Source organism: Allobosea sp. AK1, assembly GCF_006714945.1.
GTDB classification, from domain to species: Bacteria; Pseudomonadota; Alphaproteobacteria; order Rhizobiales; family Beijerinckiaceae; genus Allobosea; species Allobosea robiniae.
This window is the reverse complement of record NZ_VFMG01000001.1, coordinates 4,271,208-4,295,208: the sequence shown is the minus strand read 5'-3', so window position 1 is coordinate 4,295,208 and position 24,001 is coordinate 4,271,208. Positions and strand designations below refer to the sequence as shown.

Below are 24,001 nucleotides of genomic sequence, written 5' to 3'. Positions count from 1 at the left end.
GGGTGGAGTTGCATGCGGTCACAGTTCAAGGCGATGGCCCGCCGGATCAAGGCGGCCGCGAGCGCGATCGATGATGCCATCAGGCAGACCCATGCGGCGCGGCTCGCCATCATGGCTGCCAGCCTGCGGCGCGCCCTGCCCCTTCTCGCCATGCTTCTTCTCGCGACGCTGCTGTTCTGCCTTTTCCTGGCCTGGTCTTCGGCGTGCAGCGTCTTCCTCGTGCTGTCGCCAGCCTCCCCGACCGGAATCATGGCCGGTATCGCGGCTGTCGTCGCGGGGCTTGCCGTGCTCGAACTCTGCGCGGCCTTCGCCATCGTCATCATGACCGCGGCCCTGCAACTCGCCTACGACACCGGGCGCCACTGTGTCCTCGCCTTGCTGGCGATCGCGAGCGCGCTCGGGCTGGCGCTGATGGCTTCGCATCTGTCTGCCGAGGGAATTCCAGCTCTTGCCGGCGCGGTCCTGCCGACGCTCGGCCTCTGCGGTCTCGTGGCACTGACGATCTGGTTCAAGCGCGCCTATCTGCGCCCGGCCTATCCCGGTTTCCGCGACTTCTGGCTCGATGTCGTCGAGGCCCGCCATTTCCTGATGCGAGCCGCCCATGGCGAATGACGATGGCGCAACTTCGCGGGTCGTGCGCATGACGCCTGCTCCGACGGCCCATCATCTGGCCGAGTCGGTCAAGGCCGGGCATCACGGCGCGAGCGATGCGGTCGAGAACCAGCCGCCTGCCCACGCGACGATGCTCTCGCAGACCGAGCAGACGCTGGTCGCCCGGGCGCGCGAGCATTTCGCCACGCTGCGGCAGGAGGCGGCGGAGCGGCTCAATGCCATCCAGGCGCAGATCATCAGCCGGCGCGAATTGTTCACGCAGCAGCGCTTCGAGGGGCGGGTGCGCGGCGTCGAGGCGACGATGCGCGCGATGCTGAGCAAGCATGGCGGCGAGCTGGAGCAGCGCGTCTACGATGCTCTCCGGGCCAAGCGCGAATACGCCTTCTTCAATTACGAGAACAAGCGCCGGGCCGATCCCAAGCTCGACAAGTGGCAGTTCATCCTGTTCTTCCTGGTCGTGCCGCTGGTGATCGAGAGCCTGCTCAACGGCAATTTCTTCGCCGAGGCCAGCGATTTCGGCCTGGTGGGAGGCGCTGCGACCGCGGTCATCATCTCGGCGCTGAATATCGCGCTGGGCTTCTTCATGGGCGTCGGACCGGCGCGCTACTGCCAGCACGTCAAAAGCTCGCATCTGTTCTGGGCGCTGCCAGCCTATGCCGGGATGATCGCGCTGATCGTGCTGTTCAACCTCGCGGTCGGGCACTACCGGGAGATGCTGATCGCCAACCCGGATGCACGCTCTTTCCAGGTGATGCCGCGGATGATGGAGAACCCGTTCGCGATCTACGACATCAAGTCGGTCGCGCTCGTCATCATCGGCTGCCTCGTCGCCTTCGTCTCGGCGACCAAGGGCTATACCGCCTTCGGCACCTATCCGGGCCACGCCACCGCCTATAAGCGCTGGCGCCAGCGCTGGAGCGCGGTCGAGGAGGAGCGGCGCCGGCTCGATGCCGAGTTGCTGCCGGAGCTGGAGGCGATCCGAACCCAGGTCGACGGTTTCCGCGAGGATTGCCGCGACGAGCTCGGCAAGCTGCAGGGCGCGAAGGCCGCCGCCGAGAAGGCACGCGATCTCTATCTCTCGCGGCTGGGGCAATTGCGCGCCGCAAAGGACGCGGCGATGATGCAGTATCGTGAGGCCAATCTGAGGGTCCGCACCGATCTTGCCCCGGCCTATTTCACCCAGTCGCTCAACCTCGCCGAGATCGACCAGCCGGCGGAGCTGCCGGAATATGTCGCAGCGCGCCGCCAGATCGATGATTTCGAGCAGCAGCTCACCAGCATGCCGGCCCTGATCGAAGCCAAGCTCCGGGACCGGCTGGTGCTGCTGCGAGGCATCGACCTTGCTGGCGAGATCGAGCAGGTAAAGCTCAGGGCGGCGCAGGCCGGACGCGAGGCCTTCGAGCAGGACGAAGCGGCCCAGAAGCAGGCGGCTGAGGATTTCGCCGCAATGAAGCGCTAAAGGCTGACGGATGAAGACCGAGAACTGGGCGATCGTCGCCTCCGTGCTCGCCGGGCTTGGCCTTGTCGGCTTCTTCGCGGCGCCATCCCTGCTGCGTGGCCCGCCGCGCGACCAGGAGACCTTGTGCCCTAAGACCGGGCCTGTCGGCCACACGCTGATCCTCGTCGACAAGAGCGATCCGTGGAGCGAAGTGCAGGCCGGGCGTCTCAAGACATTGGTCAAGCAGGTCGGCGACGAATTGCCGGCCGACCGGATGCTGTCGATCTATGTGTTCAACGACGTGTTCGAGCCGGGTTTTCCTGCGCTGGTCTCGCTCTGCAATCCCGGCAAGACCGCGAGCGAACTGATCGGCAACCCGCGGCGCGAATACGTCAAATGGGTCGAGAAATTCGGCCGCCCGCTCGACGAGGCTTTGACCGTGCTGACCCAGCCCGGAAAGGGCAATCAGTCCCCGATCGTCGAGGCGATCGGCGATGTTGTCTCGCGCCGCGAGAACCGCGTCCCGAGCGGAGACCGCAAGCTCCTGCTCGTCTCCGACATGCTGCAGAACTCGGGTCAGTTCACGATGTTCGGCAATGCCGCCGGCGCGCGCGATCCGGAGCGTTTGCGGCGGCTGCTCGGCAAGGTCTGGCAGGATTCGGGCGCAGGGACCTGGGAGCTGAGCGTACATCAGGTCCAGGGCGTCTACGATCCGGCCCGGCTCGAGCAGACCGCCACGCTGTGGAAACAGGCCTTCCAGAAGCTCAATATCAGCGTGAACTGGGACCGGTTGTAGACAGGCGGGACCGGGTCACGCCCTCAAGCGCGACGATGTCCCATCAAAGCCGGTAAGCCATCCGCACACCGCCCCAATGGCGGCCGCGGACGCGCAGCGGGGCGTTGATCTCGCTCAGCAGTTCGGCGCGGCCGTCCTCATGCTCGTACCGACTGAGCTGGACGAGGAAGGGGCGGACCGAGCGCCCGGCGCTCAAGCCCGCGCGGCTGTCGACGATCCGGCGATTGCGGGCATACGCGGCGTTCCAGGCGGGATCGCCGGAGCGCGGCGACTGGGACCAGGCGGCATGATGCACAGGGACATAGCCGTTGCGATCGCTCGGCAGAGCAAAAACCAGACGTTTGTCCGAGCCGAGCGCATCGGCGAGCAAAGGCGGCAGGACCGTTTCGAGCACCGGCAGGCTCGGGCTCAGATATTGCCGCGGCTCGACTTCGGGGACCGGCACATAGCGGAGATCGAACAGATCATTCTCGGAGAGCAAACCGCGGTCGATGGCGTCTTCCATCGCCGCCGCGGTCTCCCGTGCAAAATCCTGGGCGCGCTCGATCAGCGGACGCCAGGAGCGCTCGATCTCCTCGATCATGCCCGCCAGTTCGCCGCAGCCGGCAGCGGCATCGCCCGCGAAGGCAAGGTGCAGGCCGAATTCGCTGGTGCCTGTCATGCGGCAAGGTAGCGGCGGCAAGCCCTCGATCGTGACCACGCCGGCGCCACCGATCGGCAACCGGGCCTGATGCGAGCCGGCCAGCAAGGCCCCGCCCCGGCCGAGATCGACCAGCCGGCCGGACACATCGGCACTGCCGAGCGCAAGATGCGCGCTACGGGCCGTGGGAAAGCGATCGAAGCGGCGCCGGTCCGCGAAGGCCGAATGGCGCAGCACGGGCTTGAAGCGCCTGAGCATGTTGCCGACCAGGCGGCTGCCCTTCTGCGTGGCCCGGCGGGCGCGCTCGTTCTCGGCCACCGTCTCATGCGCGACCCGGTCGATCTCGTCGGCCCGGCGTGCAACGCCCTCGACGAAGAGCGCCGTTTCCCGCGCATTGCGGGAAAGTTCCGCGGTCGAATTCACCTGCTCCTGGGACGCCCGTCCGATCGTCGCCATGATCGGATTGACGCCCCGGACGATCTCCAGGGTGTCGTTGACGATACCGGTCGAGCCCTGCGCGGCACGGGTCAGCCGGTCGACACGCTCGCGGATATGGCCGACGGCGTCGCTGACCTCCACGGCGAGGGTCTTGACCTCGTGGGCGACGACCCCGAACCCCCGCCCTGCCTCGCCGGCGCGGGCGGCCTCGATCGCCGCGTTGAGTGCAAGGAGATTGGTCTGGCGCGCGATCTCGGCGATCGAATCGACGATGCCCCTGATCTCTCCCGTTGCGTCGGCCAGGCCATCCAGCATCACCGCAGCCTCACCAGCCCGCGACACGGCGGCATCAAGCCTGTCGCGAACGCTGACCACCGCTCCGTCGACCTGCTCCGCCGCCTGCGAAACCTGATGGGTTGCGGCAGCAAGAGCGGAGGCGTTCTCGCTGGCGGCGCCGACGGCGCTGCGCATGCTGCCGGCATTCTCGAGGATGGTACGCGAGCCGCTTTCGGACTCGGTCGAACGCTGCTCGACTTCGCCCAATTCCTTCGTCAGTCGCTGCATCGCGAACAGGATGTCACGCTCGATATCGTCGACGGCATCGTGGGCGGACACGTCATAAGGCTGGGTCGCGGCGGCCTGCCGAGGCGTGACGTCCTCCACAGGCAAGGGCGCTGCGGGGACTTCCTCCACCGGAGTTCGGGCGCCCAACCAGCGTCGAATCCTGCCCTGCATCCCCTACCCAGTCTCACCATAGGTCAAGCTCGGGTCCGGTTATGGTCCCGGCTGGTTAACAAAGGCTTCCACGCTGCCGCGCGCCGCCCCTGCCGGAGACGCATTGGACCCGCATCGCCAGCCCCTGTATGGCTGGGTTTCCGCGCCATACGGACAGGCTGCCGGCCTGAAGCCTCCCGAACAGGATTTTCATCCCTTGGCCAGCGCTGCCGAAAACCGCCGCGGCATCATCTTCATGCTCGTCGCGATGTCGCTTTTCGTCGTCAACGACGTGTTCATGAAACTCGCTCGCGAGATCTATCCGGCCGGACAGGCGATCGCACTCAGGACCGGTTTCGCGGTCGTGGTCGGACTCGCGCTCGTTTTCGCGGCGCGGGAAAGCGACCGGCTGCACCTTGCGTTCCGTCCGCGCGTGCTGCAGCGGGGCGTTCTCGAGGCCTTCAGCGCGCTGACCTTCGGCTGGTCGCTGGGCCTGATACCGCTCGCCAACCTCACCGCGATCAACATGGCCTCTCCGCTGCTCATCGTCGCGCTGGCGGTGCTGCTGCGGATCGAGAGCGTTGGCTGGCGGCGCGCGATGGCGCTGACCGTCGGCTTCATCGGCGTGCTGTTCGTGGTGCGCCCGGGTGCCGCATCCTTCAATGCCGCCGCCATCGTCGCCGTGATCAGCGCCTGTCTCGTCGCCGGCCGGGACCTGACGACCCGCACCATCGGCGCCGAAGTCCCCTCGACCGTGGTGTCGCTGACGACGACGATCCTCGTCGGCCTCGTCGCGCTCGCCTATGGCCTCACCGAAGAGTGGCTGCCGGTCTGGCGGCTGGAAACCGTCTATATCGCGCTCGCCGCCGTTCTGGTGACGATCGGCACCTTCTTCATCATCAGCGCCTTCCGGCGCACCGATGTCGGCGTGATCTCGCAATATCGCTACGCCATCATCGTCTTCGCGACCGTGCTGGGTTACGTCGTCTGGGGCGACGTGCCGGATCTCTACGCCGCCATCGGCGTCGCGCTCATCGTCGGCAGCGGCCTCTACACCATGCATCGCCAGCGCGTGCGGCCGGATTCCAACCTGAAGCTCACGCGAAAGCCGGCGGCGTGACGGCGGCGGTCAAGCCGACACTCGCGATCCTCGTCGCGATCTCGGCGCTGCAGCCGATCGCGCTCAACCTGCTCGCTCCGGCCACGCCGGCGCTCGCCCGGCATTTCACCACGAACTACGCCACCATCCAGCTCACGCTGACGCTGTTCCTGGTCGCCGTCGCCGTAACGCAGCTCATCATCGGGCCGCTATCGGACCGCTTCGGGCGCCGCCCCTGCGTCAATGCGGGCGTGGCCCTGTTCGTGCTGGGCTCGGTGCTGGGGGCGTTCGCTCCCTCGACCCACATCCTGCTGATCGCGCGGGTGCTGGAAGGGGCCGGCGGCGGCGCGGTCTTCGCCTTGTCGCGCGCCATCATCCGCGACACCGCCGACCGCGACCATGCCGCAAGCCAGATCGCCACGGTCACCATGGTGATGGTGGTGGCGCCGATGCTCGCGCCCTGGCTCGGCGGCCAGATCGAGACCGCCTTCGGCTGGCGCGCGATCTTCTGGTTCATGACGCTGTTCGGCGTCGCCGTGCTCGTCTTCACGCTCGCGCGCCTGCCCGAGACGGCGCCCAATCTCGGCCGGCAGAGCTCACTCCTCGGCGTCTTCCGCGTCTTTCCGGAGCTCGTGCGCAACCGCGACTTCATGCTGAACGTCGTGGCGGGATCGTCGGCTTCCTCCGCCTTCTTCGTGTTCATCGCGGCGACGCCCTATATCGTCGTCGAAACGATGGGCCGCGGCTCGGACGTCTACGGCACGTATTTCATCCTCAACGCGCTCGGCTACATGCTCGGCAATTTCGCGATGTCGCGACTGGCCGTGCGTGTCGGCACGCAGACGATGGTGCGGCGCGGCCTCGTGATCTCGTTCATCGGGACCGCGGCGGCGCTTATCCTGTCGTTGTCGCCCTGGTGGTCGCCGCTCGCGCTGTTCCTGCCGCTGGCCGTGAATGCGATGGGCAACGGCATGACGATCCCCGGCGCGACGGCAGAGGCACTCTCGGCCCGGCCGGAACTGGCGGGCTCGGCTGCCGGGCTATTGGGCGCGGTCCAGCTCGGCTTCAGCGCGGCGCTGACCGTGCTGATCAGCTGGCTCGTGACGATCTGGCCACAATCGATGAACCTGCTGATCTGGCTTCTGACGGCAACGGGCCTCGCCGCCGTCAGCTTCGTGCGGAAGCGGCCTCAGGCCGTGTGAACGACCGCCCAACGAAGCCGCTGCACTCCGCTGTCATTCCGGGGCTTCGCGGAGCGAAGAACCCGGAACCCACGACCGGGTGAGCCGCTGACAACGGGCACGAGATGTTTCACCTAGTCGTGGGTTCCGGGTTCGCGCCTGCGGCGCGCCCCGGAATGACAAGGGTGGTTCTGCCCGACGCGAAGGTTGCCCGGCGCAGCCTCAGCCTTCGAGGCGCGCGATCAGGCTCGACGTGTCCCAGCGCTTGCCGCCCATCTTCTGGACCTCGGCATAGAACTGGTCGACCAGCGCGGTGACCGGCAGTTGCGCGCCGTTGCGGCGGGCCTCGTCGAGGACGATGCCGAGATCCTTGCGCATCCAGTCGACGGCGAAGCCGAAATCGAACTTGTTCTGGTTCATCGTCTTGCCGCGGTTCTCCATCTGCCAGGAGCCGGCGGCGCCCTTCGAGATGACCTCCAGCATGGCCTCGACATCGAGCCCGGCGCGCTTGGCGAAATGCACGCCCTCCGACAGGCCCTGCACCAGTCCCGCGATGCAGATCTGGTTGACCATCTTGGTGAGCTGACCGGAGCCGGCCGGGCCCATCAGCTTGCACATGCGGGCGAAGCTCGCGATCACCGATTCGACCCGGGCATAGGTCTCGGGCTCGCCGCCGCACATCACGGTCAACACGCCGTTCTCGGCGCCGGCCTGCCCGCCCGAGACGGGCGCATCGACGAAGCCGAAGCCGCCCTGCTTCGCGGCCTCATAGAGTTCGCGCGCGACATTGGCCGAGGCCGTGGTGTGGTCGACGAAGACCGCGCCCTTCTCCATGCCGGCGAAGGCGCCGTTCTCGCCGATCGTCACGGCGCGCAGGTCATCGTCATTGCCGACGCAGCAGAAGACGATCTCCTGGCCCTTGGCCGCATCGGCCGGGGTCGGCGCCGAGAGGCCGCCATGGCGGGAGACCCATTCCTGCGCTTTCGTCGGGTTGCGGTTGTAGACGGTGACCTCATGCCCCTTGGCCTTGAGATGGCCGGCCATGGGAAACCCCATCACGCCGAGACCGATGAATGCGACTTTGGCCATGCCGAGCTCCCGCTTTTCTCCGAAGATGTCCACGCTTTAGCGTGCGCACGCCGGACGGGGAAGGCGATTGCGCGCCATCCGCCCATGCGGCTTTTCCCTTGCGGTCGGAGGACCAGCGGCTTAGCTCCGGCTCATGACCATATCGAACGACGATGAATTGCAGGCGCTGAAAGAGATCGGCGGCATCGTGGCCCGCGCGCTCGCGGCCATGGGCAAGGCGATCGAACCCGGCATGACCACGGCCGAGCTCGACGCGATCGGCCGCGACTATCTCGAACGCCATGGCGCACGCCCTGCCCCGGAACTCGCCTATGAATTCCCCGGCGCGACCTGCATCAGCGTCAACGAGGAGGTCGCCCACGGCATTCCCGGCGAACGCCGCATCCTCGCGGGAGACCTCGTCAATATCGACGTCTCCGCCGAGAAGAACGGCTTCTTCGGCGATACCGGCGCATCCTTCGCCGTGCCGCCGGTCAGGCCGAAACTGGAACGCCTGTGCCGCGACGGCCGCCGCGCCCTTTGGGCCGGCATCGGCCAGGTCGGCGCCGGCAAGCCGCTTGCAGGGATCGGGCAGGCCGTCGGGCGCTTCGCCGAGAAGAACGGCTACACGCTGGTGCGCAATCTCGCGAGCCACGGCGTCGGCCGCTCGCTGCACGAAGAGCCGACGGAGATCGCGACCTGGCCGGATCGCAAAGAGCGCCGGACCATGACGAACGGGCTCGTCTTCACCGTCGAGCCCTTCCTGTCGCTGGGCGCGGACTGGGCCGAGCATGGCGACGGCGACCGCTGGACGCTCTACAGCGACCCTTGCGCGCCGACGGTCCAGTACGAGCATACCGTCGTCGCGACGCCTCGCGGCGCGGTGGTGCTGACCCTGCCGGGTTGAGGCCGGGTCAGCGCAATGCCATGTGGCGGCTCAGCCGGATTTCGAGCCTGTCCCAGACACGCCGGATGATCTCGACCAGCACGAGATAGATCAGCGCGGCATAGAGATAGATCGAAAGATCGAAGGAGCGGGCGAAGGCCAGCCGCGTCGCCCCCATCAGGTCGAACAGCGTCACCAGGGAGACGATCGCGCTCGACTTGATCATCACGATCAATTCGTTGCCGAGCGGGCGCAGCGCCAGGATCATCGCCTGCGGCAGCACGACGCGGCGCAGGGTCGCCCAGCGATGCAGGCCAAGCGAGAGCGCCCCCTCGAACTGCCCGCGCGGGACCGACTGGATGGCGCCGCGCAGGATCTCGGCCTGATAGGCGGCGGTGTTGATCGTGAAGGTGAAGGCCGCGCAGTAGAACGGCTCGCGGAAGAACCACCACAGGCCAACATCCTGCCAGAACTCGCGGAACTGGCCGAGGCCGTAATAGACGAGGAAGAGCTGGCAGAGCAGCGGCGTGCCGCGCAGGAAGGTGGTGTAGCCGCTGACCGCCATCCGCGCCCAGCGCGGGCCATAGAGCCTGGCAATGGCGAGGCCGAGCGCCAGCACGAAGCCGATGGCGACCGTGATCACCACCAGTTCGAAGGTGACCCAGAGACCGCTCGCCATCCGGCAGCCGTAGTTCTGCAGGACCTCGCTGCCGACGAGATAACCGGGATATTCGCACCAGTTCATCGCGTCGCTCCGCCGAAGGCGGCCTGGCCGCGATTGGTGCGCTGTTCGAGCTTGTCGATGCCCCAGGCGGAAACCAGCGAGAAAAAGAAATAGAGCAGCATCGCCGTGCCGAAGAACAGGAACGGCTCCTTGGTCACGACATTGGCCCGCGTCGCGATGAACATGATGTCCTGCAGCGTGATGACCGAGATCAGCGAAGTCTCCTTCAGCAGCACCATCCAGTTATTGCCGAGGCCGGGCAGCGCCACGCGGATCAGCTGCGGGAAGACGACGAGGCGGAAGGACTGCGCCTTCGACAGGCCGAGCGCCGAAGCGGCCTCGCGCTGGCCCTTCTGGATCGAGTTCAGAGCGCCGACCCAGACCTCGCTGGAGAAGGCCGCGAGCACGAGGCCGAGCGCGACCATGCCGGCGACGAAGGGCGGGATCGAGAAGCCGGTCCAGATGCGCTGCATCAGCACCTGGATGCCGAAATAGATGATGTAGAGCGTCAGCAGTTCCGGCACGCCGCGGAAGACGGTGGTGTAGATCGTCGCCAGCGCCCGCAAAAACACGCTGTCGGAACGTTTCAACAGCGCGATGATCAGGCCGAGGGCCAGGCCGAACGGCAGGGTCGCGAGCGCGACGGATATGGTGTTGGCGGCACCTTGCAGCAGGGCCAGGCCCCAGCCGCCGGCCCCGAAGCCAAGCAGAGCGAATTTGTCGAACATGGGAGGGCCGGCGCGCGAGGAACTGAAGCCCGCCGGCCCGATGCGGCCGGCGGGTGATCATCGTCGATGTCAGATCAGTCGAACTTGAACCACTTGTCCTCGAGCTTCTTGTGCGAGCCGTCGGCCATGGTCTCCGCGATGGCCTTGCTGATCATGTCCTTCAGCGCCGTGTCGGACTTGCGGACCGCACCGGCGACGCCGGGGCCGTGGATGGCGTCGTCGCGCTTCACCTCGGCGATCTTCTTGCAGCAATCCTTGCCCTTCCCCTTGAGGAAATCGGCAAGGGCGAGCGCGTCGGCGACGATATAGTCGAGACGGCCGTTGAGCAGATCGAGATTGGCCTCTTCCTGGGTCGGATAGAGGCGCGCGGTCGAATCCTTGTAGAATTTCTCGACGTAGTTGGCGTGGATCGTCGAGCCCTGCGCACCGATCGACTTGCCCTTGAGGGCGGCCGGCGAGATGTCGTCCGACTTGGTGGTCTTCGGGCCGATCACCCAGATCGGGGTCTTGCTGTAGACGGAGGTGAAGTCGACCTGCTTCTTGCGTTCATCGGTCGCGTTCATGCCGGCGAAGATGACGTCATACTTGTTGGCCTGCAGCGCCGGGATGATGCCGTCCCAATCCTGCACGACCCAGGTGCATTTCACCTTCATCTTCTCGCAGAGCAGGTTGCCGTAATCGATCTCGAAGCCCTCGAGCTCCTTCTTGGCATTCAGGTTGTTGTAGGGCGGATAGGCACCCTCCGTGCCGATCCGGATCTCCTTCCACTCCTTGGCCTGGGCGAGCGCCCCTGTCGCGCCGACGACCGTCAACGCCGCCGCCGCGATAAAACGAACGAAACTCTTCATGGGACCTCCGCAGATTCAGCCGGCCGGTCTTGCTGTTGTCCCGGTCCGGTTCTGTGGCGACAGATTGGGCGCAGTTTCATTCCACTCGCAAGAGGGAGCGATGCAGCTTTTCGCAGCTTGCGCGTCCAAATCCGCGCCTGGCGCCGGGATGCGACCAAAGAAGCAGGGGTACAGGCGGGGCGGAGACCCGCCGCCCTACTCAGCGGCGAGCGTCGAGAACCGCGACGATCCAGATCGCGAGCCCGCCGAGCGCCAGCGCCGCACCGACCCAGCCGGTCGAGGTCCAGCCGTAGCCAGCGGCGATCGCCATGCCACCGAGCCAGGGGCCGAGCGCATTGGCGGTGTTGAAGGCGCTGTGATTGAGCGCGGCAGCCAGCGTCTGCGCGTCGTCGGCGACATCCATCAACCGGGTCTGCAGCATGGCACCGAGCCCGCCGCCGCTGCCGATCATGAAGATGACCAGCGACACCGCCCAGATATTGCCAGCAGCGAAGGGAAAGGCCGCCAGCCAGAAGGCGCTCCAGAGCAGCATGCCTGCGGTTGCGGGAACGAGCGCCCTGTCAGCCGCCCAGCCGGCGACGAGCGTGCCTGCCGTCAGCCCCAGACCGAAGACCGCGAGCACGACCGGGACCAGTGCGGGCGAGACCCCGGTCACCGCCATCAGGGTCGAAGCGAGATAAGCGTAGACGGCGAAGAGCCCGCCGAAGCCGATGGCGCCGGTCGCCAGCGTCAGCCAGACCTGCCGGCGCTTCAGCGCACCGAGCTCCCGCAATGGGCTCGCGCCAGGCTGCACTGCATCGCGCGGCGCAAACAGCGCGATCAGGAGGGCCGTCAGCAAGGCGAGCGCGGAGACGATGGCAAAGCCCGAGCGCCAGCCCAGGACCTGCCCCATCCAGCTTGCGGCGGGAACGCCGATGATCGTCGCGACCGTCAGACCGAGCATGACGCGCGCCACCGACTGCGCCCGCCGGTTCGGCGCCGAGAGGGAGGCTGCGACCAGCGCCGCGACCCCGAAATAAGCGCCGTGCGGCAGCCCGCTCAGGAAACGGAAGACCAGCATCCAGTGATAGTTCGGGGCGAGCGCGCTCAGCCCGTTGCCGAGCGCGAACAGGCCCATCAACCCGATCAGCAGCGTCCGGCGCGGGATGCGCGCCGCCAGCACCGCGATCAGCGGCGCGCCGACGACGACGCCGAGCGCATAGACGCTGATGACGTGGCCGGCCGTCGGCTCATCGACGCCGAGCCCCGCCGAGAAATAAGGCAACAGGCTCATCGCCGCGAATTCGGTGGTGCCGATGGCGAAGCCGCCCATGGCCAGCGCGAACAGCACCAGCCCCACCGAGGCGGGCGTACGGGCGGATACCGGCGCATCCAGGCTGCGATCGTTCGCGGCGAGTGTCATGACGGGCTTTCACGGAGAAGCAGGCGCAATGCTGCGCCGCAACATGAGATAGCCATGCAGCATCGACCGATCAACGTCGTGCGTGACGATATTTCATGCAATCAGCGCATATCGTTTTGGCTTCCAGGCGTTCGAGCCAAATGCGCTATAAGGCGGCTTCCCAGACAGACGAGAGCGACGTGATACCCTGGACCACCCTCGATACCGCAGCGCTGCCGGACGGCAGCGGCGACCTCCGGCTGAAGCAGCGCGGCAGCGAATTCTCGATCATGCTCGGCAGCAACGAGCTGATGAACAGCCGCCTCAGCGGCTCGGAGGAGGCGCTGGCGACCCTGGTCTGCGACCGGCTGGGACAGCGCCGGCAGCCGAGCATCCTGATCGGCGGCCTGGGGATGGGCTTCACCTTGCGGGCCGCGCTTGCCAAGCTGCCTGATGACGCGCAGGTGGAGGTGGCCGAGTTGATCCCCGCCGTCGTCGCCTGGGCGCGGGGCCCGATGGCCGCAGTCTTCGGCGGCAGCCTCGACGATGCCCGCGTGCAGATGCGTGTCACCGACGTCGCCGCGGCCATCGCGGCCGGCCAAGGGCGCCACGACGCCATCCTGCTCGATGTCGACAATGGTCCGGAGGGGCTGACCGTCGCCGGCAACGACCAGCTCTACGGGGCGGCGGGGCTGCAGGCCGCCAAGGCCGCGCTGCGGCCCGGCGGCATTCTCGCGGTCTGGTCCTCGGGGCCGGACCATGGCTTCACCCGGCGGCTGCGCCAGGCCGGCTTCGCCACCGAGGAGGTGACGGCACGCGCCCGCCGCACCGGCGGCGGGGCGCGCCACGTGATCTGGCTGGCGACCCGGCCCTGAAAGGCCGGGCCTGTCTCAATTGACCTTGCAGAAGCCTTCGCAGGGAGCGGCGGCCACGACAGAGGCAAATTCCGCAACCGCCTTCTGCGCTTCCGGCTTCAGGGTCGGGCTCACCGCCTGGAGCGCGCCGACGAGGGCGTTGCGGTCCGGCGGTGCGAGCGCGGCGGCGATGCCCCCGGCATTCTCCGCGAAAGCCTGCGCGATCAGCAGGCGATTCGCATCGCTCAGCCCGGCGCCGCGCAGCGCCAGCGCCGCGCCGACGACGATCTCCTGCAGGCCGAGCCGCATCTGCCGCAAGCCTTGCGCCCGCGCCTCGGTCTTGTCTTCCTCCTTCAGCCTGAAGGAGAAATCGTTGATCGCCGACAAGGTGCCGCCGGCCGCCTTGAGCAGGAAGACGCGCGCGCGGGTCAATTCATCCTGGAATTCGACGGCGTTCGCGGCCAGGTCCGGCTCCTTTCGGCCCTGCCCCGGCTGGAACAGCGCGTAGACCTGAAGGACGCGGGTCTGCTTCTGCACGATATCGTGCAGCGCCGGGAGATCGGCGGCGCCATAGGGTGCCTTGCCGAGAATCGCCGGCACATTCCAGACATCGGCGAGAACCTTGCCATCGACCGGATCGGACAGGCGCGGCAGAGCTCCCTTGCCATCGTAGAGCCTGAGCAGCGATTCGACGGAAGCGAGGGCCGCATCCAGATAGGCCTGCCCATTGGCCGGCACTTCTGCACGCGCAGCCGGGGTCAGCAGGCACAACCCGCTCAGCGCGGCGATCCGCGCGATCGATCGAATCCGAATCATGGTCTTCCTTTTCCCGAAACGCGCGCCTCAGCCAACAGGCAGAGCTCCGTAAAGAGCACCTGGGCCGCACATTGCGCCGTATTGCTGGTCGCGTCGTATTGCGGCGCCACCTCTACGACATCCGCGGCGACGATGTCGCGCCCCTTCAGCGCCCGCAGGATCGCGAGGGCCTCGCGCGGGCTCAAGCCGCCGACTTCCGGCGTCCCGGTGCCGGGCGCGAAGCCGGGATCGAGCGAATCGACGTCGAAGGAGACATAGGTCGGCCCGTCGCCGATCACGGCCAGCGCCTTGGCGATCACCGCGTCGAGGCCGAGATCGTCGACCTCGTTGGCATGGATCACGGTCATGCCGGATTCGTAGGAGAACTCCCAGAGATATTCGGCGCCGCCGCGGATGCCGATCTGGATGACCCGCTGCGGGTCGAGCACGCCGTCGAGCACAGCCTGCCGGAACGGCCCGCCATGGTGGAATTTCGAGCCCTCGTAAGGGCCGGAGGTGTCGCAATGGGCGTCGATATGGACCATGCCGACCGGACGCTTCGCGCCGACCGCCTTCAGGATCGAGTAGGTGATCGAATGGTCGCCGCCGACGGCAAGCGGCGAAACGCCGGCCTCGACGATCGTCCTGAAGGTCGCCTCGATATCCTCGTGGCAGGTCTCCAGCGAATAGCGCGAGCGGAACGGCACGTCGCCGATATCGGCCGCCTTGAGCATGGTGAAGGGCGCGGTGCCCAGCGCATGATCCATCGGCCCCATGCGCTCGATCGCACGGACGGCGCGCGGGCCCAGGCGCGCGCCGGCGCGGTTGGTGACGCCGAGATCCATGGGCACGCCGATGATCGCGACATCGAGGCCGCCGAGGCCGGGCGCGGCAAGGGCGTCAGGGCGATAGGGCGCGCCGAGGAAGGTCGCGACATCCGCGAAGGGCCATTTGCGCTGGTCGCCGGTGAACTGGCCGGCAGCCACCTTGGCGAAATGCGGGTCGCGGATTTCGCCGCCGCCGCTGCCGGAATAGCGCTCCCGCAGCTTCGCGAGCCTGTCCTGATCCATATTTCCCCGCTCCGCTTCGTCAGCCGGGAATGCGTTCGAGCATCACCACCGGCCCGTTCTGGTAATCGACCTGTCCGAAGCTCTTGTAGCCGAGCTTGTGCGCCACACGGAAGGAGGCAAGATTCTCGGGCGCGATGATGCAGACGCTGCGCTGCTCGCCATGTGCAGCGGCGAACCAGCGATGCGCGGCCGCCGCCGCCTCCCCCGCATAGCCCTTGCCCTGCGCCTCGCCGGCCAGAATCCAGCCGGCCTCCGGCGCATTGTCGAAATCCGGGGAGAGACCCCTGCAACCGTCGAACAGGCCGACCTCTCCGACCAGGGCGCCGCTACGCTTCTCGACGACCGCGAACATGCCATAGCCGCGCAGGGCCCAGTGGCCGACGATGCGGGTCAGCCGATGCCAGGCTTCCTCGCGATTGAGCGCCCGGCCGCCGAGAAAGCGGACGATGGCGAGATCGCTGCGCATCGCATGGATCGCTTCGAGATCTCCGATTTCGGGACGGCGCAGGCGGAGGTTTTCGGTCTCGATCATGCCCGCTTTAACCACTGCCGCAGAAGCCCGCCAAGATGGGGATGGAAACTAGCCGAAAGTCGCAGGAATCGGCGATGAAATCCCTCGCACTTCGAAAATCCATTCGCTACAACCCGATTCCGAACGCCGGGCGGCAGAACCTGTTTCGAAACGCCCGCATCCGCCAAACATCCGAGGAGAATGTCTAGATGAAGCGTCGTCAGTTTATCCAGACCGCCGCGGCTGGCGCTGCCGCGACCGCCGTCGCCATGCCGGCCGTCGCCCAGTCGAACCCGGAAATCAAATGGCGCCTGGCGTCGAGCTTCCCGAAGTCGCTCGACACGATCTATGCCGGCGCCGAGATCATGGCCAAGATGGTCTCCGAGCTGACCGACGGCAAGTTCCAGATCCAGGTCTTCGCGGCCGGCGAAATCGTTCCGGCGCTGCAGGCCCTCGATGCGGTCACGAACAACACCGTCGAGATGGCGCATACCGTCTCGTATTACTATGTCGGCAAGGACCCGACCTTCGCGATCGCCGCCTCGGTGCCGTTCGGCCTCAATGCCCGCATGCAGAACGCCTGGCTGTTCCAGCATGGCGGCAACGAGATGTTCAACGAGTTCTACAAGAAGTTCAACGCCTACGGCCTGCCCTGCGGCAATACCGGCGCGCAGATGGGCGGCTGGTTCCGCAAGGAGATCAAGTCGGTCGCCGACATCCAGGGCCTGAAGATGCGCATCGGCGGCATCGCCGGCTCGGTGCTGCAGAAGCTCGGCCTCGTGCCGCAGCAGCTCGGCGGCGGCGACATCTATCCGGCGCTCGAAAAGGGCACGATCGACGGCGCCGAGTGGGTCGGCCCCTATGACGACGAGAAGCTCGGCTTCGCGAAGGTCGCGCCGTACTACTACTATCCGGGTTTCTGGGAGGGCGGGCCGACCGTCCACGCCTTCGTCAACCTGGAGAAGTGGAACGCCCTGCCGAAGGCCTACCAGGCCGCGCTGACGGCCGCCTGCACCTATGCCAACACGCAGATGGCGGCGAAGTACGACGTGGTGAACCCGCCGGCGCTGAAGCGCCTGGTCGCGGCCGGCACGCAGCTGCGCCCCTTCCCGCAGGACGTGATGGAAGCCTGCCTCAAGGCCTCCAACGAGCTCTATGCCGAGATCTCGGCCAAGAACCCGGACTTCAAGAAGGCGATCGAGGCCATGGCCGCCTTCCGTTCCGACCAGTATCTCTGGTGGCAGGTCGCCGAACTCAGCTTCGACGTCTTCCAGGTCCGCACGCGCGCCCGCTGAGCGATCCGGCGCCACGACGGCTCATCGACAGGAGGCCCGGCGAAAGCCGGGCCTTTTTTCATCGAAACGGCGAAAACGCGCGGCCTCATCGATCGCGCTTCGAAAAGGTTCGCAGCCGACTCATGACGAATTTGCATGATTGCCATGCAAATTCCTCTTGCACCCGACAACAGACCTGCTTTCCTCACAGGCGTTCGCGACGACCGGAAAACCGGCGCGCATGGCCTGGGGGAGGGCAAAATCGATGAGTCGTCGTCATTTCCTGAAGGTTGCCGGGGCCGGAGCTGCTGCCGGGGTGATCGCGAGCCCGGCCATCGCGCAGTCCATGCCCGAGGTGAGATGGCGCGTCACATCATCCTTCCCGAAATCGCTCGACACGATCTTCGGCGCATCGGAGGTGCTGGCGAAGGCGGTCTCGGAAGCGACGGACGGCAAGTTCCAGATCCAGGTCTTCGCGGCCGGCGAGATCGTGCCTGCCCTGCAAGCCGCAGATGCGGTCACCAACGGCACGGTCGAGATGTGCCATACCGCATCCTATTACTATGTCGGCAAGGACCCGACCTTCGCCTTCGGCACCGCGGTGCCGTTCGGGCTGAATTCGCGCCAGCAGAATGCCTGGTTCTACCATGGCGGCGGCAACGAGCTTCTGAACGAGTTCTACAAGAAGGCGAACATCTACGCCCTGCCCGGCGGCAATACCGGCTGCCAGATGGGCGGCTGGTTCCGCAAGGAGATCAAGACGGTCGCCGACCTGCAAGGCATCAAGATGCGCATCGGCGGCTTCGCCGGGCAGGTGGTGAGCAAGCTCGGCGTCGTGCCGCAGCAGATCGGCGGCGGCGACATCTATCCGGCGCTCGAAAAGGGCACGATCGATGCGGCCGAATGGGTCGGCCCGGCCGATGACGAGAAGCTCGGCTTCAACAAGGTTGCGCCCTACTACTACTATCCCGGCTGGTGGGAGGGCGGCGCGGCACTGCATTTCTTCATCAACGACAAGAAATGGAACGAGCTGCCGAAGACCTACAAATCGCTGCTCACCACGGCCGCCGCCCAGGCCAATATCGACATGCAGGCGAAATACGATGCCCGCAACCCGGCCGCGCTGAAGCGCCTCGTCGCCGGCGGCGCGCAGCTCAGGCCGTTCTCGCAGGAGATCCTCGAAGCCTGCCTGAAGTCCTCGAAGGAGGTCTATGCCGAAACCTCCGCCAAGAACCCGGACTTCAAGAAGCTCTACGATTCGATGGCGGCGTTCCGCGGCGACGAATATCTCTGGTTCCAGATCGCCGAATACACGTTCGACAATTTCCTGATCCGCTCGCGCGTTTCGAACCAGCTCTGATCCAACGGAGCCGTAGCGCGAGGGACACTCACCCCGGCGCAAGCCGGGGTTTTCTATTGGCGGGCCGAGAGCCGGCGGCCTTGCCACAACTGCGCCTTGCTGGCTCAGTAGCAGGGATCGTCGCCTCGGATTCCAGCCATGCTCCGCACTGCCCTTGCCCTGCTTCTGTCCGGCCTCGCGTCCGCAGCCTCGGCGCAGTCGATCGGCGAGCCGCTGCCGCGAAAGCCCGCGCCGCATGAAGTCTACGCCAAGCCCGCTCCCAAGCCCGGCGCCGCCGCCCGCCCCTGCCCCGAATACGGTGCCGGATTCGTCCGGGTGGAGGGCTCCGCATTCTGCGTGCGGGCCGGCGGCTCGGTCCGCGCCGAGTTCGGCAAGAGTTCGCGCAACGGCTACGGCAGCCGGGCCGATGGGCTGGTCTATCTCGAAACCCGGGGAGAGACGGCGCTGGGGCCCGTCCGCTCGGTCGTCGGCGTGCGCGGCCAGGTCAATCGCGGGCTCGATTCCAGCCCCTTCCGCTACTGAACCAATCTGTCAGCGCAGCAGCCGCGCCACCTCTTCCCGTAAGGCCGGTACGAGCTCGTCCTCGAACCAAGGGTTGCGCTTGAGCCAGGCATTGTTGCGCCAGGACGGGTGCGGCAAAGGCAGGACGCGCGGCAGGACCGGCCTGGCGAGGATCTCGCGCCAGTTGGCGACGGTGGCGGAGAGATTGGCGGCCTCCTTCGGGCCGAGATGCCAGTTCTGGGCATAGCGCCCGATTGCCAAGACGAGCTCGATCCGGGGAAGCGCCGCGAAGACGCGGGTTCGCCAGGTCGGCGCGCATTCCCGCCGCGGCGGCTTGTCGCCGCCCTTGGCGTCGAGGCCGGGAAAGCAGAACCCCATCGGCACCACGGCGATCTTCGCCGCATCGTAGAAAATCGTCTCGTCGATGCCGAGCCAGCTCCTGAGGCGCACGCCCGAGGGGTCGGTGAAGGGCCGGCCGCTGGCATGGACGCGCGTGCCCGGCGCCTGGCCGGCGATGCAGATCCTGGCCGTCACCGATGCCTGGATGACCGGGCGGGGTTGATGCGGCAGGGGCGGCAGGTAGCGAGGCTCGTCGCGGCAGATGCGGCAGGCACGCAGCTCCGCCAGCACCTCGTCGAGCCGCTCCGTCGCGTTCATCGGCGCGCCAGCCGCGACCGGCCCGGCACCTGCGAGATCAGCCCGTCGCAAACCCAGTCGGATTTCCTCGCGGCGTAGCCGTAGGGATCGCCCTTCTCGACGCGGGCGAGGCCGTTGATGCGGCCGCTCGGGCGGCTGCGGATGACGATGAGGTCACCGCTGGTCTCGATGGTGAAGCAATAGGTGCGGCGCTTCTCCTGCGGGCCGTAGTAATAGCAGACGGCGTCCGGGGTCGTGATCCAGCAGGCATCGGTGTTCGGCACGTTGCGATTATGCCCGCTCGCCCGGCCATCGGCGTGATGATATTCGCTGAACGGCAGGTTGCTGCCGGAATAGCGGCCCGAGACGGTGTTGCCCTCGAAGAGCTGCCTGATCTGCTCGCCGCTCAGTCGCTCGACGGCCGCGGCCTGGGCCGCCGCCAGCAGACTCAAGGCAAGAATCGCGAGGCCTGCAAACCGGGACATCAGCGCCGCGCCAGTTTCCGGCTCATCGGGGGCTCGGTCCCCCGCGAGATCAGCCCGTCGCAATACCACGGCGTGCCGTTATCGGTATGACCACGGGGATTGCCGGGCTCGATCTTGGCCAGAGCATTGACCATGCCGTTGCCGCTGTTGCGCAGGACATAGAGATCGCCGCTCATCTCGACCGAGAAGCAATGCACCGTCCGGTCGCTCTGCGGACCGTAATAATAGCAGATGCGGTCAGGCTTGGTGATCCAGCAGGCATCGGTATTGGCCTGCCAGCCATTGTGGCCGAGCGCCTGGCCATTCGGGTCGTGATACTCGGTGAAGAAGCCGCCATTGGTGTAGCGGCCGGAGACCGTGTTGCCGCGAAAGGCGCGCTCGATCGCCTCGCCGCTCAGCCTTTCGGCGGCCGAGGCCGGAACGGACGAAGCCAGGGCGGCAAGCAGGGCCAGGACCAGGCGAAGCATCAGACCTTCCAGCTCGGCCGGGCTGACAGCGCGCCATGCCAGCGGCGGATATGGACGAAATCCTCCGGCAGCGGCACGCGCGACGGCTTCATGAAGTCGATGGCGATGCCGGCGGTGATGTCGGCCACCGTCAGGGCCTCGCCGCAGATGAAGGGATTGGCCGCGAGCTGCAGCTCGATCAGCCAGAGATGGTCGTCCATCTGGTCACGATTGGCTTCGGCCCATTCCGGCACCTGGTCCTCCAGCTCCGCCATCGAGGGGTGGCTGTGGCGGAAGATCGCGGCGACGCTGGCAAACAGGCCAAGCTCGACGCGCCGGTTCCACATCTCGATGGTGGCTTGTTCCTTCGCATCCCGACCAAACAATGGCGGCTGCGGGTGCAGCGCCTCGAGATAGCGGCAGATCGCGATCGTCTCGGCGAGCGCGGTGCCGTCGTCGAGTTCGAGGACGGGCAGGCGCTGGGCGGGGTTCAGCCTGGTGAAGGCCTCGGTCCGGTGTTCCTTGCGGGCGATGTCGACCGGCACGAGCTCCGGCAGCGGCACACCCTTCTCCGCGAAGAAGATGCGGACCCGCCGTGGATTCGGCGCCCGTCCGCCATCATAGAGCTTCATCGAACAGCCTCCGTGTCGGAGGGCACCCGATCACGACGGCGGCGCAGCGGTCAACCATGTTGAGCGTATGCGGCGTGGGCGGACACCGGGAGCGGCTCAATCTCCCTTGGTGTCGTGAAAGATGTCCCTGATCGCCTGTTTCACAAGGGCCGGGCAGCCGGACACCCGGTCGACGCGAGGGTAGTCCACCCCCTCTTCAACGACGAGATCCATGTTGATCGCGTATATCGTATAGAGCTTCCCGTTCGTGTTGGTGGGAACCAGATTGATCTTGCCGTCAGCCGTCAGGCCGGCCCGGCATTTCTGGTAGGCCCGGATCGCCGTGACGAGCTTGTCGCCTTCCCGGCCAGTGCAGGGCTCACCGACGGCGATGGATTTGATCGCGGCGTTCAGCTCCGCGAAGGGACTGCGCCTCGCCAGAATCTTGAAAGCAAACTGGATGAACTGAACATCCTCGCTCTTGTTGGCGCCGTTCAACCCGACCGAGCCGCTCAGATTGAAGATGAATTCGGGGTGGCCGAAGAAATTATAGGTGAACGGCGCGACCATGTTTCAATCCTCCCAGCCCGGCGCTTCCGCCTGATCGGAAGATCGCAACTGGCGCGGAACAGGACGTCCGTCATTTGAACGATTTGCGATGGGCTCTTCCTAACGGCCCTGGCTGCGGCGCCAGGCCTCCGGGCGCTCGAACTGCGTCGCCCAGATGCCGCGACCGGCCGCCCGCGCCGCGTCCTCCTCGGCGCGATAGGCGCCGTAGGAGACCGCGTGGCCTTCGCGCACCAGCGTCGCGTTGATGTCGGTCTCGCCCTGCCAGCAGCGGGCGAGCCCGCGGCCGTAGCGGTCGGCCTTGCCGATCTCGCAACGCGTGACCCCGCGCGCGAACAGCGCCTGCAGGGCGCGCCGCGCCTCACGCCCGCAGGCCACCCGTCTGCCGTCGCGCGCGGTGCAGCTCTGGCGGTATTCGGGCGCGTCGATACCCTCCAGCCGGAGTTCCTCGCCGAGCAGGCGAACCGAATCGCCGTCGATCGCCTGGGCTGCGCCGACGAGTTCCCGCGCCGGGCCGAGGCGGTATTGCAGGATCGCGCCGGCGAGACCGAGAAAACCGAGCAGCCCGAGCGCGACCACAAAGTCGACCGGCCGGCCGACACGGCGCCAGCCGAAAGGTCCATAGCGGGAGCGACCGAATCCGAAGGGTGCCATCAGGAAGAGCTTAACGATTTGGTGTCCATGATGGCGAGCCGGCCCCTGCATGTCGCAGCGGCCGAATGAGGATACACGCACCCGACCATGACGGAAGTGACGGCCGAACAGGTGCAGCGCGGGCGCGGACCCGACCCCTCGGCCGTGGCGCGCCGGAAGCTGGTCACGCGCGAGGTCAGGTCCGCGCGCGAACGGCTGACCTCGTCGACCGGGCTGGAACGCGCCTTCGACAACGAATTGCTGCGGGTCTTCGCGCAGTACCGGATCGCCGGCTCGGCCGGCACGTTCGTTCTGGTGCTCGGCATCGCCGCCGCCGCCTGCCTCTGGCTGCCGACCCCGATCGTCGCGGTGTGGAGCGGCGCAGTGCTGCTCACGACGCTGATCATCGTGCTGATCGCGCGGCGCTTTCTCGCCCAGGTCCCCGACGACGTCCGGCTGAAGCTCTGGCGCCGGCTCTTCGCCTTCGCCGAGGGCCTGCACGGCCTGGCCTGGTCGCTGCTGCTGCTTTTGTTCGTCCCGGTCGACGCGCCCGGCGCCAAGGTCTTCGTCACCACCGCCCTTTTGATCGTCAGCGCGCTCACCGTGATGCTCTCGGCGACGATCCCGATCGCGGTCTATGCCGGGCTGACCCCGATCATCGCCGGGATCATGGTCTTCTTCTGGGACCGGCGCGACATGGACAGCGTCACCATGGCGCTGATGGCGGCCTCGGCCCAGCTCTTCTTCATCTTCCTCGCCAACCGCCTCTATGCGAGCTCGGTCGATTCGATCGTCTTCCGGGCCGAGAAGGACGCGCTGATCGCGGAACTGGAAACCGCCAACGCCAATTCGGACGAGGCGCGGCGCAAGGCGGAAGAGGCGAACCTCGCCAAGTCGCGCTTCCTGGCCACGATGAGCCACGAACTGCGCACCCCGCTCAACGCCATCCTCGGCTTCTCCGAGGTGATGAAGAACGAGATCTTCGGCGAGCATGCCAATGCCGCCTACAAGGAATACTCGGGCGATATCCATGGATCGGGCCAGCATCTGCTCGACCTGATCAACGAAATCCTAGACCTGTCGCGGATCGAGGCCGGCAAATACGAGCTGAACGAGGAGGCGCTCTCGCTGCCCAGCGTCGTGGAGGACTGCCAGCACATGCTGGCGCTGCGCGCCAAGGCGAAGGGCCAGAGCATCCGCGCGCTGGCAGAGCCGCAATTGCCGCGCGTCTGGGCGGACGAGCGCGCCATCCGGCAGGCCGTGCTCAACGTGCTCTCGAACGCGATCAAGTTCACGCCCCAGGGCGGCGAGATCACGATCAAGGTCGGCTGGACCGCGACCGGCGGGCAATATGTCTCCGTCGCCGATACCGGACCGGGCATCCCCGAGAACGAGATCCCGATCGTGATGCAGAGCTTCGGGCGCGGCTCGCTCGCGATCAAGACCGCGGAGCAGGGCTCGGGGCTCGGCCTGCCGATCGTCAAGGGTCTGATCGACCTGCATGGCGGCGGCTTCCACCTCAAGTCCAGGCCGCGCGCCGGCACCGAGGTCACGATCACCCTGCCGGCCGAGCGCGTGATGGACACGCTCGCCGCCCTGCCCGAGCCGAAGACGCGGGCGGCGTGATCGCGAGCGCCCGAATCTCGCCCCACCCGTCGGCGACATCCTTTCACCGCCTCGTCGAAGCATTTCCTCCAGCCTCTCG

26 protein-coding genes are annotated in these 24,001 nt (G+C 66.8%); 11 read left to right on the top strand and 15 right to left on the bottom strand.

What is annotated here, in order from left to right; translation table 11 throughout:
- Positions 1-12 precede the first annotated feature (12 nt).
- The 3 genes from FHT98_RS20655 to FHT98_RS20645 are packed head-to-tail and all read left to right on the top strand — an operon-like array spanning position 13 to position 2,846.
- Positions 13-612, top strand: coding sequence for a hypothetical protein (locus FHT98_RS20655; protein ID WP_142115144.1), 600 nt, complete (start codon positions 13-15; stop codon positions 610-612).
- Positions 602-2,071, top strand: coding sequence for a hypothetical protein (locus FHT98_RS20650; RefSeq protein WP_142115143.1), 1,470 nt, complete (start codon positions 602-604; stop codon positions 2,069-2,071). The genes FHT98_RS20655 and FHT98_RS20650 overlap by 11 nt, the downstream gene beginning before the upstream one ends.
- Positions 2,072-2,081: 10 nt before the next feature.
- Positions 2,082-2,846 (top strand): hypothetical protein, encoded by a 765-nt coding sequence (locus FHT98_RS20645; RefSeq protein WP_142115142.1) that lies wholly within the window; start codon positions 2,082-2,084, stop codon positions 2,844-2,846.
- Positions 2,847-2,889: 43 nt separating this feature from the next.
- Here FHT98_RS20645 and FHT98_RS20640 read toward each other — a convergent pair whose 3' ends face one another.
- On the bottom strand, positions 2,890-4,635 hold the full coding sequence (locus tag FHT98_RS20640) for a methyl-accepting chemotaxis protein (protein ID WP_142115141.1): 1,746 nt from the start codon (positions 4,633-4,635) through the stop codon (positions 2,890-2,892).
- 220 nt (positions 4,636-4,855) lie between these two features.
- On the opposite strand from FHT98_RS20640, the gene FHT98_RS20635 reads away from it, so the two are divergent.
- Together FHT98_RS20635 and FHT98_RS20630 are read left to right on the top strand one after the other, a co-directional pair.
- Complete coding sequence (locus FHT98_RS20635; protein WP_142115140.1) at positions 4,856-5,758, top strand: DMT family transporter; 903 nt, start codon at positions 4,856-4,858, stop codon at positions 5,756-5,758.
- On the top strand, positions 5,755-6,939 hold the full coding sequence (locus tag FHT98_RS20630; RefSeq protein WP_185745230.1) for a multidrug effflux MFS transporter: 1,185 nt from the start codon (positions 5,755-5,757) through the stop codon (positions 6,937-6,939). Before FHT98_RS20635 ends, FHT98_RS20630 begins: the two co-directional genes overlap by 4 nt.
- Positions 6,940-7,140: 201 nt before the next feature.
- On the opposite strand, the gene FHT98_RS20625 is transcribed toward FHT98_RS20630, so the two are convergent.
- Positions 7,141-8,007: an NAD(P)-dependent oxidoreductase gene (locus tag FHT98_RS20625; RefSeq protein ID WP_061964329.1), complete on the bottom strand. Its 867-nt coding sequence runs from the start codon at positions 8,005-8,007 to the stop codon at positions 7,141-7,143.
- A 133-nt stretch (positions 8,008-8,140) separates the two neighbouring features.
- Here FHT98_RS20625 and map point away from each other — a divergent pair, with 133 nt between their 5' ends.
- The gene (gene map, locus FHT98_RS20620; RefSeq protein ID WP_091855674.1) at positions 8,141-8,893 is read left to right on the top strand and encodes a type I methionyl aminopeptidase; all 753 of its coding nucleotides are present in this window, start codon (positions 8,141-8,143) and stop codon (positions 8,891-8,893) included.
- A 7-nt stretch (positions 8,894-8,900) separates the two neighbouring features.
- On the opposite strand, the gene FHT98_RS20615 is transcribed toward map, so the two are convergent.
- From FHT98_RS20615 to FHT98_RS20600, 4 genes are all read right to left on the bottom strand, one after another.
- Positions 8,901-9,617, bottom strand: a complete 717-nt coding sequence (locus tag FHT98_RS20615; RefSeq protein WP_091855675.1) for an ABC transporter permease — start codon at positions 9,615-9,617, stop codon at positions 8,901-8,903.
- Complete coding sequence (locus FHT98_RS20610) at positions 9,614-10,324, bottom strand: ABC transporter permease (protein WP_142115138.1); 711 nt, start codon at positions 10,322-10,324, stop codon at positions 9,614-9,616. The genes FHT98_RS20615 and FHT98_RS20610 overlap by 4 nt, the downstream gene beginning before the upstream one ends.
- 74 nt (positions 10,325-10,398) lie before the next feature.
- On the bottom strand, positions 10,399-11,172 hold the full coding sequence (locus tag FHT98_RS20605; protein ID WP_061964337.1) for a transporter substrate-binding domain-containing protein: 774 nt from the start codon (positions 11,170-11,172) through the stop codon (positions 10,399-10,401).
- Between the two features lie 199 nt (positions 11,173-11,371).
- Positions 11,372-12,574 carry an MFS transporter gene (locus FHT98_RS20600; protein ID WP_142115137.1) on the bottom strand — a complete coding sequence of 401 codons (1,203 nt, stop codon included), beginning with the start codon at positions 12,572-12,574 and terminating at the stop codon, positions 11,372-11,374.
- A 179-nt stretch (positions 12,575-12,753) separates the two neighbouring features.
- Between FHT98_RS20600 and FHT98_RS20595 the strand changes: the two genes are divergently transcribed.
- Complete coding sequence (locus FHT98_RS20595; protein ID WP_142115833.1) at positions 12,754-13,428, top strand: spermidine synthase family protein; 675 nt, start codon at positions 12,754-12,756, stop codon at positions 13,426-13,428.
- 15 nt (positions 13,429-13,443) lie between these two features.
- Here the strand turns inward: FHT98_RS20595 and FHT98_RS20590 are convergent, their stop codons facing one another.
- Genes FHT98_RS20590 through FHT98_RS20580 form a run of 3 tightly spaced genes read right to left on the bottom strand, consistent with a single transcriptional unit; the run spans position 13,444 to position 15,804 of the window.
- Positions 13,444-14,223, bottom strand: coding sequence for a hypothetical protein (locus FHT98_RS20590; RefSeq protein ID WP_061964338.1), 780 nt, complete (start codon positions 14,221-14,223; stop codon positions 13,444-13,446).
- Entirely contained in the window at positions 14,220-15,272 is a 1,053-nt protein-coding gene (speB, locus tag FHT98_RS20585) for an agmatinase (RefSeq protein ID WP_142115136.1), read from the bottom strand. The genes FHT98_RS20590 and speB overlap by 4 nt, the downstream gene beginning before the upstream one ends.
- Positions 15,273-15,291: 19 nt before the next feature.
- On the bottom strand, positions 15,292-15,804 hold the full coding sequence (locus FHT98_RS20580; protein ID WP_091855679.1) for a GNAT family N-acetyltransferase: 513 nt from the start codon (positions 15,802-15,804) through the stop codon (positions 15,292-15,294).
- Positions 15,805-15,992: 188 nt separating this feature from the next.
- On the opposite strand from FHT98_RS20580, the gene FHT98_RS20575 reads away from it, so the two are divergent.
- From FHT98_RS20575 to FHT98_RS20565, 3 genes are all read left to right on the top strand, one after another.
- Positions 15,993-17,078: a TRAP transporter substrate-binding protein gene (locus FHT98_RS20575; RefSeq protein ID WP_091855680.1), complete on the top strand. Its 1,086-nt coding sequence runs from the start codon at positions 15,993-15,995 to the stop codon at positions 17,076-17,078.
- 244 nt (positions 17,079-17,322) lie between these two features.
- Positions 17,323-18,417: a TRAP transporter substrate-binding protein gene (locus FHT98_RS20570; RefSeq protein ID WP_061964347.1), complete on the top strand. Its 1,095-nt coding sequence runs from the start codon at positions 17,323-17,325 to the stop codon at positions 18,415-18,417.
- A gap of 138 nt (positions 18,418-18,555) precedes the next feature.
- Positions 18,556-18,939 (top strand): porin family protein, encoded by a 384-nt coding sequence (locus FHT98_RS20565; RefSeq protein ID WP_142115135.1) that lies wholly within the window; start codon positions 18,556-18,558, stop codon positions 18,937-18,939.
- A gap of 9 nt (positions 18,940-18,948) precedes the next feature.
- Here FHT98_RS20565 and FHT98_RS20560 read toward each other — a convergent pair whose 3' ends face one another.
- The 6 genes from FHT98_RS20560 to FHT98_RS20535 form a co-directional block, all read right to left on the bottom strand.
- On the bottom strand, positions 18,949-19,575 hold the full coding sequence (locus tag FHT98_RS20560; protein WP_142115134.1) for a uracil-DNA glycosylase family protein: 627 nt from the start codon (positions 19,573-19,575) through the stop codon (positions 18,949-18,951).
- A complete protein-coding gene (locus tag FHT98_RS20555; protein ID WP_061964351.1) occupies positions 19,572-20,039 on the bottom strand; it encodes a hypothetical protein in 468 nt (155 codons plus the stop codon). Before FHT98_RS20555 ends, FHT98_RS20560 begins: the two co-directional genes overlap by 4 nt.
- Positions 20,039-20,506, bottom strand: a complete 468-nt coding sequence (locus FHT98_RS20550; RefSeq protein WP_061964353.1) for a hypothetical protein — start codon at positions 20,504-20,506, stop codon at positions 20,039-20,041. The genes FHT98_RS20555 and FHT98_RS20550 overlap by 1 nt, the downstream gene beginning before the upstream one ends.
- Positions 20,506-21,117: a glutathione S-transferase family protein gene (locus FHT98_RS20545; protein WP_061964355.1), complete on the bottom strand. Its 612-nt coding sequence runs from the start codon at positions 21,115-21,117 to the stop codon at positions 20,506-20,508. Before FHT98_RS20545 ends, FHT98_RS20550 begins: the two co-directional genes overlap by 1 nt.
- Before the next feature lie 96 nt (positions 21,118-21,213).
- Complete coding sequence (locus tag FHT98_RS20540; protein ID WP_113586025.1) at positions 21,214-21,666, bottom strand: hypothetical protein; 453 nt, start codon at positions 21,664-21,666, stop codon at positions 21,214-21,216.
- A gap of 99 nt (positions 21,667-21,765) precedes the next feature.
- On the bottom strand, positions 21,766-22,317 hold the full coding sequence (locus FHT98_RS20535) for a thermonuclease family protein (protein WP_185745229.1): 552 nt from the start codon (positions 22,315-22,317) through the stop codon (positions 21,766-21,768).
- 87 nt (positions 22,318-22,404) lie between these two features.
- Between FHT98_RS20535 and FHT98_RS20530 the strand changes: the two genes are divergently transcribed.
- On the top strand, positions 22,405-23,922 hold the full coding sequence (locus tag FHT98_RS20530) for a sensor histidine kinase (protein WP_061964359.1): 1,518 nt from the start codon (positions 22,405-22,407) through the stop codon (positions 23,920-23,922).
- Positions 23,923-24,001 lie beyond the last annotated feature (79 nt).